This is a genomic window from Alishewanella sp. HL-SH05, assembly GCF_052655985.1.
The window spans coordinates 2,659,657-2,676,841 of record NZ_CP199753.1; the positions used below are offsets into that span (position 1 = coordinate 2,659,657).

11 protein-coding genes and 1 pseudogene are annotated in these 17,185 nt (G+C 47.9%); 4 read left to right on the plus strand and 8 right to left on the minus strand.

The annotated features are described in order from the left end of the window. Nucleotides 1–92: 92 nt before the first annotated feature. Both thpR and ACUJFL_RS12155 read right to left on the minus strand, forming a co-directional pair. On the minus strand, nucleotides 93–599 hold the full coding sequence (thpR, locus tag ACUJFL_RS12150) for an RNA 2',3'-cyclic phosphodiesterase (protein WP_445427622.1): 507 nt from the start codon (nucleotides 597–599) through the stop codon (nucleotides 93–95). 116 nt (nucleotides 600–715) lie between these two features. Beyond that, nucleotides 716–2,988, minus strand: a pseudogene (locus ACUJFL_RS12155) (YgiQ family radical SAM protein). A 175-nt stretch (nucleotides 2,989–3,163) separates the two neighbouring features. On the opposite strand from ACUJFL_RS12155, the gene ACUJFL_RS12160 reads away from it, so the two are divergent. After that, nucleotides 3,164–4,063: a cation diffusion facilitator family transporter gene (locus tag ACUJFL_RS12160; protein WP_445427623.1), complete on the plus strand. Its 900-nt coding sequence runs from the start codon at nucleotides 3,164–3,166 to the stop codon at nucleotides 4,061–4,063. Nucleotides 4,064–4,179: 116 nt separating this feature from the next. On the opposite strand, the gene ACUJFL_RS12165 is transcribed toward ACUJFL_RS12160, so the two are convergent. Both ACUJFL_RS12165 and ACUJFL_RS12170 read right to left on the minus strand, forming a co-directional pair. After that, nucleotides 4,180–4,716, minus strand: a complete 537-nt coding sequence (locus ACUJFL_RS12165) for a hypothetical protein (RefSeq protein ID WP_306178251.1) — start codon at nucleotides 4,714–4,716, stop codon at nucleotides 4,180–4,182. A gap of 229 nt (nucleotides 4,717–4,945) precedes the next feature. Next, entirely contained in the window at nucleotides 4,946–5,692 is a 747-nt protein-coding gene (locus ACUJFL_RS12170) for a helix-turn-helix domain-containing protein (protein ID WP_306178250.1), read from the minus strand. A gap of 156 nt (nucleotides 5,693–5,848) precedes the next feature. On the opposite strand from ACUJFL_RS12170, the gene rhlP reads away from it, so the two are divergent. Next, the gene (rhlP, locus tag ACUJFL_RS12175; RefSeq protein WP_445427624.1) at nucleotides 5,849–6,724 is read left to right on the plus strand and encodes a rhombotarget lipoprotein; all 876 of its coding nucleotides are present in this window, start codon (nucleotides 5,849–5,851) and stop codon (nucleotides 6,722–6,724) included. A gap of 3 nt (nucleotides 6,725–6,727) precedes the next feature. Here the strand turns inward: rhlP and ACUJFL_RS12180 are convergent, their stop codons facing one another. The 3 genes from ACUJFL_RS12180 to ACUJFL_RS12190 are packed head-to-tail and all read right to left on the minus strand — an operon-like array spanning nucleotide 6,728 to nucleotide 14,117. Next, nucleotides 6,728–9,808 carry an efflux RND transporter permease subunit gene (locus ACUJFL_RS12180; protein ID WP_306178248.1) on the minus strand — a complete coding sequence of 1,027 codons (3,081 nt, stop codon included), beginning with the start codon at nucleotides 9,806–9,808 and terminating at the stop codon, nucleotides 6,728–6,730. Further along, entirely contained in the window at nucleotides 9,805–13,044 is a 3,240-nt protein-coding gene (locus ACUJFL_RS12185; RefSeq protein WP_445427625.1) for an efflux RND transporter permease subunit, read from the minus strand. The genes ACUJFL_RS12180 and ACUJFL_RS12185 overlap by 4 nt, the downstream gene beginning before the upstream one ends. A 14-nt stretch (nucleotides 13,045–13,058) precedes the next feature. After that, nucleotides 13,059–14,117 carry an efflux RND transporter periplasmic adaptor subunit gene (locus ACUJFL_RS12190; RefSeq protein ID WP_445424984.1) on the minus strand — a complete coding sequence of 353 codons (1,059 nt, stop codon included), beginning with the start codon at nucleotides 14,115–14,117 and terminating at the stop codon, nucleotides 13,059–13,061. A 314-nt stretch (nucleotides 14,118–14,431) separates the two neighbouring features. Here ACUJFL_RS12190 and ACUJFL_RS12195 point away from each other — a divergent pair, with 314 nt between their 5' ends. Both ACUJFL_RS12195 and ACUJFL_RS12200 read left to right on the plus strand, forming a co-directional pair. Further along, on the plus strand, nucleotides 14,432–15,073 hold the full coding sequence (locus tag ACUJFL_RS12195) for a DUF4136 domain-containing protein (RefSeq protein ID WP_445424985.1): 642 nt from the start codon (nucleotides 14,432–14,434) through the stop codon (nucleotides 15,071–15,073). 156 nt (nucleotides 15,074–15,229) lie between these two features. Continuing rightward, nucleotides 15,230–15,967: a pseudouridine synthase gene (locus tag ACUJFL_RS12200; protein ID WP_445427626.1), complete on the plus strand. Its 738-nt coding sequence runs from the start codon at nucleotides 15,230–15,232 to the stop codon at nucleotides 15,965–15,967. On the opposite strand, the gene ACUJFL_RS12205 is transcribed toward ACUJFL_RS12200, so the two are convergent. Then, nucleotides 15,923–17,110 carry an MFS transporter gene (locus ACUJFL_RS12205; protein WP_445427627.1) on the minus strand — a complete coding sequence of 396 codons (1,188 nt, stop codon included), beginning with the start codon at nucleotides 17,108–17,110 and terminating at the stop codon, nucleotides 15,923–15,925. The two genes, ACUJFL_RS12200 and ACUJFL_RS12205, sit on opposite strands and share 45 nt — an antisense overlap. Between the last annotated feature and the right edge of the window lie 75 nt (nucleotides 17,111–17,185).

Genomic DNA, 17,185 nt, shown 5'->3' on the forward strand with positions numbered 1-17,185 from the left:
ACTCAGAGACAGGTTGGACCACACTCTGAGACTGGTATGACCGGTGTCTGAGTGTGGTCGGACAACTGAATAAGCTTTAATCTGACATCACGCTATTCATTCAGTGGCACATAACGCAGTTGTCCGGCAATTTGCGTTGAATGAAACAAGGCAAATCGGCCTATCCTGAGCACTAAGGGCGCACAAGCCGGCAAGGGCTCCTCGTGATCCACTTTTCGAAGTAAGGTGATATGCGGCTTAAATTCAGGGTGCTGTGCCTCAAAACCTTGTTGCTGACACAACTGCGTGATTTGCTGTTGTAACTGCAATAAGGGTTCAGGAATAACACTTGGCGCTAAATAAGCAATTTTAGGTTTGGCGAAATAGCCCAATTTATCGAAAGTGAGCGTTATATCAATTGGCGCAATCGTCTTCGCCGCAGACAGTAAAAACGGCTCTTGCTCACTGTCTACTTGACCAAGAAAAAACAGCGTTAAATGAAAGTTATCCGCAGTCACAATTCGCGCATCAGGATACTGCGCTATCAGCTGCTGCTGATAGGTTAGGATAGCTTGTTGCTGAGCAGGGGAAAATTGCAGTGCAAAGAACAGTCTTTTCATACGCTCATGCGCTAAGTTAATGAAGCTAAAGCCGCGGTTGTTGTCAGCGAGCGCTGCTGCGGTTTTCTCATCACAAGCAAGCGCCTAGTGTGTGCCAGGCACTTACTTGTTCAAGACTAACCGCGTTGCGCTTTGCCGTTTTGTGGGCGCTTTGCTTTTGGTTTCGCCGCTGTTTGGCCATGAGTGCTTGCTGGCGTAGCTGGCTGTTGGCCGTTCTGTTTGGCTTTAGGCTTGCCCGTATTATCGGCACGCGTGGCTTTTGCCGCCGGATTTAACCCCGTGTGCCGCGTTAACGCCGGCTTCCCCCCCGAAGAGGTTTGCGCTGTTGCTCATCTTTGCCTTCCGGTGGCACTAAACAGTCTTTGCCCCGGCCAATTAAATGCTGTAAACCCATCTTCGTTAGTGCTTCGCGAATACTTGGCCAGCCTTTTGGATCGTGATAACGCAAAATGGCTTTATGTAAACGGCGCTGCCTTTCACCTTTGGGTACCGGCACTGCTTCTTTATTCGCTTTATTAATGTTTTTCAGCGAATTCATCTCGGTGTGATAAATCGTGGTGGCATTGGCCATCGGGCTTGGATAAAAGTTTTGTACCTGATCTAATCTGAAATCACGCTCTTTTAACCATAAGGCTAAATTCACCATATCCATATCGGTGGTGCCAGGATGCGAGGCAATAAAATACGGGATCAGGTACTGCTCTTTGCCCGCTTCTTTACTAAAGCGATCAAACATCTCTTTAAATTTATCGTACGCGCCCATACCCGGCTTCATCATCTTACTTAATGGGCCCTCTTCGGTATGCTCAGGGGCAATTTTTAAATAACCGCCGACATGATGCTGCACTAATTCTTTCACATAGTTAGGATCTTCTACCGCCAAATCATAACGTACACCCGAGGCAATCAGCACCTTTTTGATGCCTTCGATATTACGCGCTTCACGGTACAACTCTACCGTCGGGCTTTGATCGGTATCCATATGCTCACAGATGGTTGGATAGACACAAGAAGGTCGACGACAAGTTTGCTCTGCTTTCGGGTTTTTACAATTTAAGCGATACATGTTGGCCGTGGGCCCACCTAAATCGGAGATGACGCCAGTAAAACCCGGTACTTTGTCGCGAATGTCTTTGATCTCTTGCATTATCGACTCTTTCGAGCGACTTTGAATAATCCGGCCTTCGTGCTCAGTAATGGAACAAAACGAACAGCCACCAAAACAGCCTCGCATAATATTCACTGAGGTTTTAATCATTTCATAAGCAGGGATCTTGGCTTTACCATACACCGGATGCGGAATACGCTGATAGGGCAAACCAAACACCAGATCCATCTCTTCGGTACTCAGCGGAAAAGCCGCAGGATTTACCCAAATATGCCGATCACCATGACGCTGCATAATGGCGCGCGCACAGCCCGGATTGGTTTCTTGATGCAAAATACGTGAGGCATGGGCATATAACGGCTTATTCACACTCACCTGCTCAAACGCCGGAAGCTTGACGTAAGTCAGCTCCCACGGTTTTTGCCGTGGTGCCTGCACCATGATAGGTTTGGCTTCCACTTCTGCCGGTTTAGTTAAATCAATACCGGCTTTGGCAAATTCAGAATAACTGCTACAGCCGACATCATCAGCACCGTAAGGATTGGGAATCGGGTCGATTTTGCCAATTTTATCAATGGCGGTGGAATCTACGCCGCGCCAGCCCGGCAGAGGCTCTTTGCGGATCACCGCAGTACCGCGTACATCCTGAATATCGGCTACCGGAATACCACTTGCAAGGCGGTAGGCTACTTCAATTAACGGCCGCTCGGCATTACCATAAATTAAGATGTCAGCTTTGGCATCAAAAATAACTGAACGACGAACTTTCTCAGACCAATAATCATAATGGGCAATACGGCGTAAACTGGCTTCAATACCGCCAATAATAACCGGCACATCACTGTATGCTTCTTTACAGCGCTGGGTATAAACAATTACCGCGCGATCCGGTCTTTTACCCCCAATATCGCCGGCGGTGTAAGCATCGTCATGCCGCAATTTTTTATCGGCGGTATAACGGTTAATCATCGAGTCCATATTACCGGCAGACACACCGTAAAACAGATTAGGTTTGCCTAAGCGCATAAAGTCGGTTTTGCTATGCCAATCGGGCTGGGCAATAATCCCCACGCGATAACCCTGTGCTTCTAGCATACGCCCAACTACTGCCATCCCAAAGCTGGGGTGATCAACATAAGCATCGCCAACCACTAAGATAATGTCGCAGCTATCCCAACCTAATTTGTCCATTTCGGCGCGAGACATCGGTAAAAAAGGCGCGGTGCCGTAACATTCGGCCCAGTATTTTGGGTAAGAAAACAGATCGCGCTCAGGCGCCATCCGGGCTACCGGAGCAGATTTACGAAGATTTACAGTAGTCGCGGACATAATTACAGCACCTGAGTGTTACAAGGCCGCATATTATACAGGGTGTACGATTGAAAGGCGAATAAGCCGCATGACTTTACCGCTTCGCGGGACTACACTGAATTTTTAGTATGAACGATTTTAGCTGATGTCTAACTTACGCCCACGTCAATTGCTGTTACTGTCGCTACTTGCCGGTTTTTTAACCATGGCGTTAAAAATCCTGGCTTGGTATTTAACCGATTCGGTGGGTTTTTTATCTGACGCTATCGAGTCGCTGGTGAATGTCGCGGGCGCAAGTTTTGCGCTAATGATGGTAACACTGGCCAAACGCCCTGCTGATGAACACCATCCTTTTGGCCACAGCAAAGCAGAATACTTCTCAGCCGCTTTTGAAGGCGGCATGATTTTTCTGGCGGCGTTGGCGATTATGTTTACCGCCATTGAGCGTTTGCTCAATCCTCAACCTCTACTGGCTTTAAATATCGGCATCGCACTAACCGTGCTGGCCAGCTTGCTTAACTTCGCTGTGGGCTTACTACTGGTTAAAGGTGGTCAACAACATCAATCGCCGGCCTTAGAGGGTGATGGCAAACATTTGTTAACCGATGTTTGGACCACTGCTGGCGTGGTTATCGGGGTCGTGTTAGCGGCATTAACGGGGTTTATTTGGTTGGATGCCTTGGTGGCAATATTGGTGGCCTTGCATATCCTGCGTGAAGGCGGCAGTATTTTATTCAAGGCGATAAATGGCTTAATGGACAGAGCCTTGACTGCAGAACAAATTGCCACAATTGAACAAATTTTTGTCGAGCTGGGTAATCACCAGGCGCAGTTTACGCATTTACGCACCCGCGCTGCCGCCACCCAAGCGTTTGCGCAAGCGGATTTACTGGTACCCGGTGACTGGAGTGTCGAGCGTGCGCATCAATTAGCTGATGCTGCCGAGCAACAATTACTCAGCTTAGGTGTGCAATTAACAGTACATATTGAACCGTTGGACTATAACAGCTCAGATAACAGGCTACTCAATCCAACCGTTCATTAACTCACTTTAGCCAGTCATATTGGCAAGATGCTGCATTAGCTCGCGACCTTGGCGCGATACTCTTCAGCAACGAACGACATCGCTAGGCGGCGCTAAATGCCGAGAGACAGTCAAAACTATATCGCCAAGCCTGGCATACTGACCGCTAAATTAATGAAGCGCTGCTGGTGTTGCTGCAAGGCCGCCAAGTCTTCGCTGGTTAAACACGGCTGAATCACTTTTTGCATATGACTGGTTTGCGCCAAGGTTTTTTCAACTTGATCGCGCTGCGCTTGCGGTAAAAACGGCAACGACTGCTGTGACAGATTCAACATCGGCTGCATCGATTGCAGAACCGGCCAAGCCCCTTTCGCGGTTAACTCTAAAAAGACTGCCGGAGTAAGCTGGTGCGCGGCCAAAATTTTTTGCATCTGCGCCACATACTCTTTACCGCTTTCTTTCGCTTGTAACTCACTAACATGCTGTGGCCAGTTGCAATGTGGCTGTAATCTTAACCGCTTTAACTCCGCGGGGCTGTCCTGCTCAATTTTCGCCAATTGCGGTAAAACCGCTTCTAAGCGACTAATGTTTTGCTCAGTAATCACGGTAGCAGCCGACAACACACTACTAAAGCCAAACAACGGCAACATCAGCGCTAATACTTTCATTCGCATAAAAACCTCTTCACTATCTAAGTAAATTGCTCCACTACACCACCGACCAATCTCTGAGTGTGGTCCAACCTGTGCGGTCCAACCTGTCTCTGAGTGTGGTCCAACCTGTCTCTGAGTGCGGCCAGAGCTCAGAGCTCATACCGGTGTCTGAGTGTGGTCGGAGCTGTCTCTGAGTGTGGTCTGATCTGTGTTTTACGCGCTTAAGGCTGAACGGTGGCTGAAAGCACGTTTAGCTTGGATTATCTTGGCGTAATAACCGCTGCAAAGCGCCAAAACGCCAATCGCGTAACGCTAGAACCACGCTACTGCCATGGCGCTGACTGAGCGGCAACTGACTGTCTTGTTGAACTAATTCATTAAATTCATTAGCTAGACGTTTCAGTTTTCGTTGAAACACAGCGTTATTCGATACCGACAACATGCCATTTAATACCAGTAAGCATTCTTGATCGCCGTTAAAACGATGATGAATGAAATCAGTTGCCAATTGCTGTTGAAAGAAGCGTTGAATGGGACCATCGTTACGCCAGCTAAAATTGGGGGCAACTTTTAATTTAATGCGGTTTTGCGGTAACAGTTCAATCAACTTTAAACGGTCTAATTTAATCAACTTTTGCAAACATTCAGTTGGCGTCAGTTGATACCACTGCAGCATGTCTTGCATCGTCCAATGATTTAACGCCGATACCGCCACCACTAACAAGGTCAGATCTTCAGTTAACTGCTGCTCTTGCTGTTCACTCAGTTGCGTCACCTGCCACTGGGCTTGCTCTAATAAACGCAGCAAATCTGTAAAATCGAGCGCCATCAGCTGACAAATGCTTTCAATGCGCGCCAGCGTAAACTGTTGCTGGGAAAACATCCGTTTTACACTGGCTTCAGTCAGCTCAAGATGAGCCGCAACCTGTTGGTAAGTAAAACCATGCTGTTTTAAGGCCTGTTTTATCACTTTAATTAATGCGTTACTTTGTTGCATCGGAAGATCAGCTATTGTTATACCCAGCCTTAAAAGTAGCGTATTACGCTACCAAAAGCGATAAATGTTGCTGCTTTTATTTTTTAAGTAGCGCTATGTTCACTTGCCTGCTAGTTTAATGCGTAAGCAAACCTGCTCAACCTAAAGGACGCTATTATGGCTCTATCAATTCGTCACATCAGCATTAGTCTTGCCCTACTTTGCAGTTTAACCGGTTGCGCCAGCCAGCAAATGGGCAGTCGCAGTAGCGTGGTCGAGTACCTCTACCCCACTGAAAATGAAGTGATGATCAGCCCAGCGACACCGATTTTACAATTACCTATTCGTTTGGGTATTGCCTTTATACCGGCTGATCGCAGTCATCAACGTGGCGACAATCCTTGGGCGTGGCAAAACACTGGTGCCAACCTGCTGACCGAGCCGGCCAAGATGCAAATTTTGGATAACATTGCTGCACAATTTAGAGAACGTGACTTTATTGGCGATATTCAAGTGATCCCCAGCGCCTATTTGCGGCCGCAAGGTAGTTTTACCAATCTTGATCAACTAAAAACCATGTTTGGTGTCGATGTCATTGCTTTAGTATCGTTTGATCAAGTGCAGTTTAGTGACGAATCCAAAGCGGCGCTGAGTTATTGGACCTTGGTAGGTGCTTATTTAGTATCGGGGCAAAAAAACGATACCAGCACGTTAATGGACACGGCGGTTTATGCCATCGACAGTCGTAAGTTGTTATTTCGAGCTCCGGGCGTCAGCCAAATACAAGGGCGCTCCACACCCATTAATTTAAGTGAAGAACTACGGCTTGATAGTAGCGCCGGCTTTGCTGCCGCCAGTGAAGATATGATCAGCAATTTAGAAACTGAATTACAGCGCTTTACCGAGCGTTTAAAAGCACGGCCAGAGGATATCCAAATTGTCAAAAGCAGCCATTACCGTGGTGGCGGTAGCTTGGGTTCAAGCTTTTTAATTATCATATTTGGCCTTTGGCTGAGTCGGCAACGTGCTCGCCACCCACTCAGCCAAAGTTAAAGGTTAAGCTCTTTTCAATAACCGATGTTGCCAACGCTGACTGCGCAGTAACAACTGCGCACAACCGGCGCGTAACTTTATCAAGCCATAATAATTTAACGGTACCAGCAGCAAACTCGTTAAGGTAGAGAATAACAAGCCACCGATGATCGCTAAGGCCATCGGTGCATAGCTAGGGCCGTCACCGCCAATCGAAGTGCCGCCTAACGCCAGGGGCACTAAACCCAACACCGTGGTCGATACCGTCATTAAAATCGGCCGCAGCCGTAAAGTACAGGCTTCTACAATCAAAGTTTTTAGCGGCATATCAGGCTGTAATTGCCGATCTTGATTAATACGATCAACCAATACGATGCCGTTATTCACCACAATACCCATTAATACCAGCATACCAATCATGCCCATCACCCCCATGCTGGTACCGGTGAGCCAGAATGTCCAAAACACCCCAACAAAAGAAAACAACAGGCTGCTGATCACCGCATTGGGCAGTAATAACGATTCAAATAACGCCGCCATTACAATGTAAATCATCGCCAGCGCCAGCAACATATTCACCATCATCACTTGCTGCTCTTCGTTTTGCCGTACAAAGCCGCCTTGATAAGACCAACGATAACCATCGGGTAATTGCACCTGTTGCATTAACTGATCGATTTGCGCTCTCGCCTCTTCGTTTTTAACCTCCGGCTGTAATGCTAATTGCAATGCTATGCCGGTCTGCCGTTCGAAGCGTTGGATCGACTGTAACCGTGGCATCACCTTTAATTCCGCCACCTGCGACAATGAAATACTGACACCGTTAACCACCGCCACGGGCAAGGCAGCAAGCTCGGCCGGTGATTGGCTGATGCGCTCATCGTAAATCAAGCGGATCAACAGCTCCCCCTGCTCACTGCTACGAAAGGTACGTAAATTGACCCCACGTAACGCTAACGCAACGGCATTCGCTACCTGATCGGCCGCCAATTTAAGGCGATCCAGCTCAGCACGTTTAAGTATGATTTGAATTTCTTGTTGACCTTTCGCCAAATCAGAGCTCACTTCGGCTAGGCTGGGCAAGCTTTGTAACAGCGGTTGGATCTCACCCGCCAAGCTTAATAAACGCTCAGTCGAATTGCCTAATAAGTGTAGCTGCAACGCATTGTTATTATTACCAAAACTAAATGAAGGTTGCGAACGCACCAACGTTGGCCAGTCGGCGCGAATGTGCTCTTTTAGTTGCGCTAAGGGCACTTCAAGCTCAGGTTTCAGTAGAATAATCGACATGGCATGCCCAGCACGATAATAACTGTATACAGAAGCGATACCAAACTCTGCCTGACGACTGTATAAAAACGCTTCCATCGTTGACACTTCTGCCCGCACTTCTTCTAGGCTGTAATTGCCTTGCACATTGTAATTTAGGTACAAGCGGCTATTATCCTGGTCTTCATCACTACTAGTACCCATTTGTGAAAAGGGTAAGCCCGCACTGGCTAGCACCAACAAGGCGGCAACACTGGCTGTTTTTGGCCAATTCATCACCAGTGTCAGCGCACGATGATAAAACTGCTCTAAGGCTGAAGCGGTTTGTTGCGGTTGTGGCTGCACACTTAATTTGGTGGTTAACAACGGGATCAGGGTTAAGGCTAACAATAAAGAAATGCCCAAGCATAAACATATGGCAATGGCGACATGCTCTAAAAAGATGGTCAGCTGCATCTTTTCACCAATAATATTCGGTAAAAACACTATCGCCGTGGTGGCGGTACCCGCTAATACCGCCAAGCCAACGCGCTTTACTCCCCGCTCGGTCGCCGCGCGGATATCGCCGCCTGCTGCACGTTCCCGAAAGATGCTTTCGGTGACCACTACCGCATTATCAACCAGCATACCTATGGCTAACATTAAGCCCATCATGCTAAGAATATTTAAGCTGTAGCCCATAAAATACATGGCGCCCAGCGCAATCACGATGGCCGCAGGCACCGATAACACCACAATTAAGGTGGTGGTTAAATGCCGTAAAAATAAAAACAACACAATAAACGACAGCAAAGCGCCGATGGCACCGGCCATTAATAAATCACGCAACGACGTTGTCACGCTGTCGGCCAAATCATCCATCACAAATAAATTGATGCCATTAAACGCCGGGTTCGCTTCAGCCTTTGCCACAACTTGCATGGCGGCAGCGGCAACATCCACTAGGTTAGCACCCGATTCTTTGTACACGTTCATACCAACCGCGTAGGTTTGATTTAAATGGCGGCCTTCTTGGCGTTTAGGCAACTCAAGTTCAACGCTGGCCAGATCACGCAGTTGCAAACCGGGGCGTATCGGCAAAGCAGCGATCTCACTTAAATCTTGATACTCACCCAGTGGTTTCACTAACACACTTTGCTCTGGATTACGTAACTCGCCGGCACTTAACGAAAAGTTACTGCCGCGTAATTGCGCCAGTAAACTACTGGCATCAACATTCAGAGCGCGCAATTTGTCGGGATCAAGGCGAATAATGACTTGGCGTTTTTCAACACCGTATAATTCCACTTTTGATACGCCCGGCACGCGCTCTAATGGCCGTTTAATTTGCTGCTCCAGCAAATCGTAGGCCATCGCCAGATCGCGCTCAGAAGAAATGCGTAATTGAAAAATCGGCAAATCGCTAGTGTTAAATTGAAACAGCAACACGCGCTCGACATCGCTTGGCAGCAAATGCCGAATACTATCAAGACGTTCGCGTACCTCTAAGCCCTTGCTGCTAATGTTTTCGCTCCAACGAAACTCAAGCGATACATCACCGCTGTTTTCATTGGCAAAACTGCGCAAACGCTTAATCCCACTGACTGTAGCTAATGCTTCTTCCAAAGGGCGGGTAATTAAACGCTCTACTTCAGCAGGGCTAGCATTAGGATACGGCACGGTGACATATAATTGCGGCACATCAATGCCCGGCAGCATCTCTAGCGGCAATAACCTGCTGGCTAAACCACCGAGTAACAGAAGCGAAATAAAAAACATGCAAATAGTCACCGGCCGACGCAAGGCTAACCGGGTTAACCCTAAGGGTTTTTCTGTTGTAGGTTGCTCAGTGTTCATACTTGCGCCTCCGTAACAACAGCGCTTTGGCGGTTTTGCTGAAAACTATACAGCACTGGTATAAACACCAAGGTTAATAAGGTGGCTAAACTTAAGCCGAAAATGACCGTGATCGCCATCGGCGCCCGAATTTCACTGCCTTCGCCAGTACCAAGCGCCAGTGGTAATAAACCGAGCACCGTGGTTAAAGTGGTCATCAACACGGGGCGTAAACGACTTTGCCCAGCCAGTATAATGGCCTCGGTCATCGCTTGGCCTTCCGCTCGCAATTGATTGATGCGGTCAATTAGTACAATGGCGTTATTTACTACGATACCGGCCAACATAATTAAACCAATAAATACAATCACTGATAACCGTGTATCTGTTAGCCACAAACCTAACACCGCCCCTGCTCCTGCTAGCGGCACCGTAAATAAAATCAGTAAGGGTTGCAGTAAATTCTCAAACTGCGAGGCCATTACTAGGTACACCAAGAACACGGCCAATAACAACGCAAACAGCAAAGAGCTGTATGCGCGGGCCATTTCTTCGCTTTGGCCCATCACCTGCACTACTTGACCTGGCGGCAACACCAGTTGCTGTAACAGTGTATTAGCACGGTCTGTAGCTTGCTCTAAATCACCATAGGCTAAATTGGCCGTAACAATGGCAACCCGCTGCTGGCCAACTCGGGTAATTTCGCTTGGGCCCACTTCACGGCGCACTTGCGCAACGGCACTTAACGGCAAGGGCTCGGCAGCACCTGGGTTGATGATCAGTTGCGCCAGTTGTAATTCATATTGCCGATATTGCTCGGCTAAGCGCACGCGAATATCAATTTTCCGATCATTTACCGAAAACTGCCCAGCCACTTCACCGCCGATATAGGTTGCGACACGCTTGGCCACCTGCTGTGCTGTCATGCCTAATTGCGCCAAACGGGCATGATCAAAATACAGCGTAATCTCAGGCTGGCCTGGCCGTAAGCTCGATTTAACATCCGTGAAACGCTGATCGGCACTTAATAAGCCCTGCAAGCGCTCTGCCGATTCGGCTAGCTGGGTTAAATCATAACCACTAATTTCAATTTCTAACGGCGTGCTAAAACTAAACAACTGCGGCCGGTCAAAGTGCGCGTTTACCCCTGGCTGTAAGGCTAAACTGCGGCGCAGCTCTTCTTGCAATAATTGCTCGTCTGCAGCACTACTCTCATCGGTTAACACCACATGTAAACGGCCCCAATGGCTGCCACCAATGGCGGGATCAACTGTCATTTGCGCGCCAGTACCGGCTAAACCATAGCTGCGCGCCACCACCGGATATTGCTCTAATTGCTTAGCTAGCTGCTTTAACAGTGCATCCGTTTGCTCAATTGCCGAGCCCACCGGTAATTGCACATCAACATAAAATTCACCTTGGCTAAGTTGTGGCAGTACATCCGCGCCTAAGCGCGGTAATAAGCTAAAGCAGGCCCCTGCAGCAATAAAAGTAACGAGTAAAGTCAGCGTTTTCGCCCGCAGCGCAGCACGAAGTACTTTCAGATAGCTTTGCTCTGTTACACTTAATACCCATTGCACCAACAACACGGCAGGGCGACAGAGCCAATACAAGCCTTTTGCAATAAGACTAAATAGCAGGCTCAGCACGCTAACCAGCGATAATAGTACAAGGTATAAGCCGCGACCGATCAAGCGCAGCGGCAATAGTGGCCAGTGATACCAACGCGTGGGTTTTAATGACGACAAAGCTTTAAGTTCTTGCTCGCCCTCAGTTAATGCCGTTTTGCGACTGCGCGCTGCCATGGTTGGAATTAACGTCAAAGCCACCACCAGCGACACTAACAAAGCAAAGGTCACGGTTAAGGCTTGATCACGAAACAGTTGCCCGGCAATACCTTCAACAAAGACCAAGGGGAAAAACACGGCTACCGTGGTTAAAGTAGAGGCAGTAATCGCCATCGCCACTTCACCGGCACCTTTTTCTGCGGCGGCTTTACCTGACAAGCCCAGCTCTTTGTGCCGAGCAATATTTTCTAAAACCACAATGGCATTATCGACCAGTAAACCAACCGCCAAGGCAATACCGCCTAAGCTCATCATGTTCAGCGTAATACCCTGACCGTACATCAAATTAAAGGTCGCAATCACCGAAACCGGAATGGAAACCGAAATTATCAAGGTGGCCCAAGCATTTCGTAAAAACAAATACAGCACTAACATCGCCAGCAAACCGCCGACCATACCAGCAGATTTTACATCGGAGATGGCTTGTTTAATAAATTGAGATTGATCAGATAGCACCTCTAGCTGATAGCCTGGCGGCAGCATTTTACGTAGCTCAGGCAAACGCGCTAATAACCCTTCAGCCACGCGCACCGTGTTGGCATCGCCTTCTTTATAAATAGCCAGCTCAATGGCCTGACTGCCATTGATGTAACTGATACTTTGCCGATCAGCAAAGGCATCTCGCACCTCGGCCACATCTTTTAGGCGAACTTGGCTGTTGCCAACCGTAGTTAAATACAGATTTTCAATTTCTTGCAGCTCAGCAAATTGGTTAATGGTTCTAACCAGATAATCATAAGACGAGGTTTCTAAACGTCCGCCGGCTAAGTTGATATTTTCAGCTTTCAAACGCTGAGTAATAACGCTGATATCAAGTTGCAGCTGACTTAACTTTTGTGGATCCACCAAAATCTGAATTTCTTGGGTTAACCCCCCGTCAGGGCGCACCGCGGCAATACCGCTAAACGATTCCAGTTTTCGGCGCAAATCTTCTTCGGCAAAGGTACGGATACTGACCAGCTCTGCTGCGCTCATGTTGGCTTTCGACAACGACAGCCGCACCACCGGGTCTAGGTTGGGGTTAAAACGCAGTAATAACGGTTTATCAACATCTAAGGGTAAGAACAACACATCCAGCTTCTCTCGCACTTCTAACAGCGCCAGATCCATGTCCGTGCCCCAATCAAACTCCAGTACCACGTCAGAGCGCCCAGCTCGAGATACCGACGTGACTTTACGAGCCCCTTTAACAATGCCCAGCGCTTCCTCAACCGGTTTACTGACCAGTTGCTCTACTTCAGCTGGGGCCGCGCCTATATAGGTAGTACGTACCGTTAAGCTAGGATAGGACAGATCGGGTAGTAAATTAACCGCTAAGCGACCGACCGACACTAAACCAAATAATACAATGGCGAGGGTAAACATCCAGACGGTAACCGGCCGGTTTACAGCAGTATTGACCAAACTCATGATTAACGTCCTTGTTAGAATTCGCGCTCAGAAACCACTTTAACCAAGCTTTGCTCTTTAAGTGCGGCATGCCCCGCTACCACTACTTGATCGCCTACGTTTAAACCGTCTAGCACTTCGACCATATGATCTGCGGTATAGCCCAAAGACACTTGGCGACGTTGCACCCGATTGTCGGCATCTAACACCATCACACCGGCTAAATTATCTAAGGTAATGAGCGCGCGCTTAGGGATTAACAGTGCCTGTTCTCGGGTATCAAATTGGATCTCTACCTGACTAAACATGCCGGCTTTGAGCTGCCGTGCTTGGTTATCAATAATCAGCGTGGTACGCACCGTACCGGAACTGGCATCGACCACAGGCGCGACGCGACTAATACTGGCAGTAACACTGGGTACGCCAGCAAAGCTTAGTATGGCGGCTTGGCCACTTTTCGCTTGCAGCATTTGTTGCTCAGGTAAATGCACCACCGCTTCTAATTCGCTTTCACTGACCAAATAAAACAGTGAATTTGGCGCCAATTGGTTAATCAATTGGCCGGTTTTAACAAAACGCCGTGCCACCACTGCGTTAAACGGTGCGCGAATTTCGGTTTCTCGCAAATTTAACTCAGCCAGTGCAACGCCGGCTTGCATGGCCGAGACTTGCCATTTTAGTTTTTCATACACGTCGGTACTGACCAATTTGCGCTGATGCATTTCATGCATGCGGCTTAATTCAGATTCTAAGCGGCCTAACTCGGCCCGCTCTTTGGCTAACAAGTGTTGTTGCCGCTCATTTTCTAAAACCGCTAACAATTGCCCCGCTTTAACTTGATCGCCTTCTTCTACGAGCACTTGCTGCACGATACCGGTGCTTTTCGCCATCATGTCGGCTTCAGCCCGCGCTGTTAATGTGGTTGTTGTACGATAACTGCTACTGATGGCCCCTAAACGCGAACGTGACGTTTCTACTGGGATCGCCACCTCTGCGGCGGCGGTACTGTTCGGGCTACTTTGCGCCTTATTGCATCCTGTTAAAACTACGCTACCGAGTAACACCACCGCCATTAACGCTAATTTCGCCTGCATTTTTCCATTCCTTGCACTATAAACGTATTATAGATATTGATTGCAGCCACTATGCCAAAAATAAAATAAAAATATAATCAGTAAGTTAGCAGATAATTGTTACAATTCATGTTTTTTAACATGGTAATTAAATAGCGTAAATAACGATTTATTAGTCAATTTAACTAGCCTTGCTAAACTTTCAGCCTGATAGCGGCGTAAAACGAAGTACAGGCTGCGTTCAGCTTGGCTTGCTAAATTATTACACTGTGAGGCTTGCATAAACTGCGCTAAACTCGCTGCCATAAACTGTTTGTTTCAGGATGAGGTGTCTGATGTCTGTTGTTAACGTGCTAAAAACCAGCTTATTGCTGCTGACCACCACGCTTGTATTGGCCGGTTGCGCCAGCCCGAAACAAGCTAATATTGACTATGACCGTTCAGTTAACTTTGAACAATATCAAACCTTTGCTTTTTTTAAGCCCACCGAAACGGTTGAGGCAACAGCCGAAACTAAAACAGCTGATACGGCAGAGACTGCTGCGACAGCCCCTAGCTACGATCCGCTACAAGCGCAACATTTTAAAGCCGCCATCATTCGCGAAATGACCGATTTAGGCTATCGCTACAATGAGCAAAGCCCGCAATTATTAGTGAATTACCAGATCAATACAGAGAATCGGGAAGATGTTCGCAGTTCGCCTTTTAGCATTAACGCCGGTTATGGCTTTTTCGGTCGCAATAGCGCTTTGAGTTTTGGCTTTCCTATTTTTGGCGGTGTTGAAACACATCGTTACAAAGTAGGATCAATTCTGATTGATGTGATTGATGCCAGCGAGAATCGTTTAATTTGGCAAGGTATGACCGAAGGTAAATTAGCAGCAGACTCGAAAGTACATTCGCAAGATAGTATTAGCGCAGCGGTGGCGCTGATTTATCAGCGTTATCCTACACGGTTAAGTGCCGACAACAAATAAATGCTTTAGCCAGTGCCTCAACAGCACTGGCTTAATGCCCGAAGATTTAATCAAGTGCTGCCAACAAGGTATTACATTGAGTTATCATGTCGACTATTAACACCCTAGATGCTCAAGCCTGCTGATGTCCTTAGTTAACTGCTTTGCCCTTCGACCATGAACCCACGAATTCCTCTCACTAAAGCGATTGCTTCGCGCGGTTTTTGCTCACGCCAAGCGGCAAACCGTTTGATCAGTGCAGGCCAAGTGTTGGTTAACGGTGAGCCGGCTCGATTGCAACAACGAGTTGCTGTTGATGATGAGATCCAGATTAACGGCGAAAGCTTAGCACCTGCCCCAGCATGGCAATATTGGCTTTATCACAAGCCGGTGGGTATCGATTGTAATAATCGAGCTGCTGATCCCGCCAGTATCGCGCACGTGCTGTCACAATTACCGGTTCGAGCCTTTGCCGTGGGTAGGCTGGATAAAGACTCACGCGGTTTATTACTGCTGACCAATGATGGCGAACTTGCCCAGCGCTTACTTCATCCACGTTATCAGCACTATAAGCGCTATCGAGTGCGTGTGCAGCAAGCGATTACCGATGCAGACGCCCTGATCAAAGCTTTTGCCGATGGCATAACATGGCAAGTGGGGCCGCATCAATATCAAGCAAATCCCTGTTTAGTTAAGGTATTAACTGCACACAGCTTAGAAATTTGCCTCAGTGAAGGACAGCATCGGCAAATTCGTTATATGTGCCGAGCGCTCGGCTTTAAAGTGGTTGATTTGTGTCGGATCGCTATTGGCGATTTACCACTTGGTGATCTCGAAGAGGGCCGCTATCGGCCTTTAACTGCAACCGAATTAGCACAACTTCGTGCGTTGCAAACGCCAGAGCCAACAACTTAGCGCTAACGTTAAACTATACATCAGCAAAGAGCCCATAATCACCCCTGGCCAAGCGGCCCATTGCCAAAATGGTTGCAGGTAAACGCCACCACTACTGGCGCCGATGTAGTAAAACACCAGATATAACGCACTGGCACTGGCTTTAGCGCGGATAGCCTGTTGGTTGACAAAACTGCTGGCAAGTGAATGGCACAAAAAGAAACCAAAGGCACTGATAAAAAAGCCCGCAACCATCCCCCAAAGCCCTGCAAAGAGGGTCATGATTGAGCCTAACATCATAATCAACACCCCCAGCGCCATCGCGCCGGGCAAACTAAGCCTATGGGCAATTTTAGCGGAATAAGCCGAGCCTATAGTGCCAGTTAAATACGTTATAAATAACAGTCCAATAAGGCCGCTACTTAAATTAAACGGCGTGGCCGCCAGCACAAAGCTGGCGTAGGTATATTGGTTTAAAAAGACTAAAAAATTTAAGCCGCCAATCAGGTAGGTTAACAATAATAACCGCTGGCGTAAGTGATACAGATTATCTCGTAAAGCCTGTTTTAAACGAAACGGTTGACGCACAAAATACTGAGCAGCCGGTAAATAACGCCAAACCGCATAACAACTGAGCGCCCCTAACAGCGTCATTGGCCAAAACACCCATTGCCAGTGCCCCCAATCCGCTAAACCACCGGCGAGCAAGCGCCCTGAGATCCCACCTAACGAATTGGCACTGATGTAATAGCCCACCGCGCTCACTAACGCCGGCTTACTGTATTCTTCGCCCATCCAGGCAATGGCAATCGCCGGCAAGCCCCCCAAACAACAGCCTTGTATTGCCCGAAGTAACACTAGACTACTGAAACTTTGCACTTGCGTGAGTAGCAAGGTACTCACGCTCATACCAACTAAGGTTATTAACAAAAGGGTTTTACGCCCCCAAGCATCCGACAAAGCGGCATACACTAGCAGCGACAGGCCCAAACAGAGCGTCGCTACGGTATAGCTAATACTGGCTTGTAGCGGCGTTAACGCAAATTGACGGCTTATTTCCGGCAACAACGGCTGCATTAAATGCAAATTAGCGAATACCGCCACGGCGGCTAAACAAAGTGCTGCAACACTGCGGTAATAGGCGGCAGATTTATATTCGATCACTGACCATGCTCAGTTAACTACTTGCGGTTATTGTAACGGATCGCCAACTGCGAACAAACCAACTGACCAACTAAT

Excerpts from the sequence above, each read along its gene's own strand:
- ACUJFL_RS12200 (WP_445427626.1), top strand. The coding sequence starts at position 15,230 with ATGAACCCACGAATTCCTCTCACTAAAGCGATTGCTTCGCGCGGTTTT.
- rhlP (WP_445427624.1), top strand. The coding sequence starts at position 5,849 with ATGGCTCTATCAATTCGTCACATCAGCATTAGTCTTGCCCTACTTTGC.
- ACUJFL_RS12195 (WP_445424985.1), top strand. The coding sequence starts at position 14,432 with ATGTCTGTTGTTAACGTGCTAAAAACCAGCTTATTGCTGCTGACCACC.
- ACUJFL_RS12185 (WP_445427625.1), bottom strand. The coding sequence starts at position 13,044 with ATGAGTTTGGTCAATACTGCTGTAAACCGGCCGGTTACCGTCTGGATG.
- ACUJFL_RS12180 (WP_306178248.1), bottom strand. The coding sequence starts at position 9,808 with ATGAACACTGAGCAACCTACAACAGAAAAACCCTTAGGGTTAACCCGG.
- ACUJFL_RS12190 (WP_445424984.1), bottom strand. The coding sequence starts at position 14,117 with ATGCAGGCGAAATTAGCGTTAATGGCGGTGGTGTTACTCGGTAGCGTA.
- thpR (WP_445427622.1), bottom strand. The coding sequence starts at position 599 with ATGAAAAGACTGTTCTTTGCACTGCAATTTTCCCCTGCTCAGCAACAA.
- ACUJFL_RS12165 (WP_306178251.1), bottom strand. The coding sequence starts at position 4,716 with ATGCGAATGAAAGTATTAGCGCTGATGTTGCCGTTGTTTGGCTTTAGT.
- ACUJFL_RS12160 (WP_445427623.1), top strand. The coding sequence starts at position 3,164 with ATGTCTAACTTACGCCCACGTCAATTGCTGTTACTGTCGCTACTTGCC.
- ACUJFL_RS12170 (WP_306178250.1), bottom strand. The coding sequence starts at position 5,692 with ATGCAACAAAGTAACGCATTAATTAAAGTGATAAAACAGGCCTTAAAA.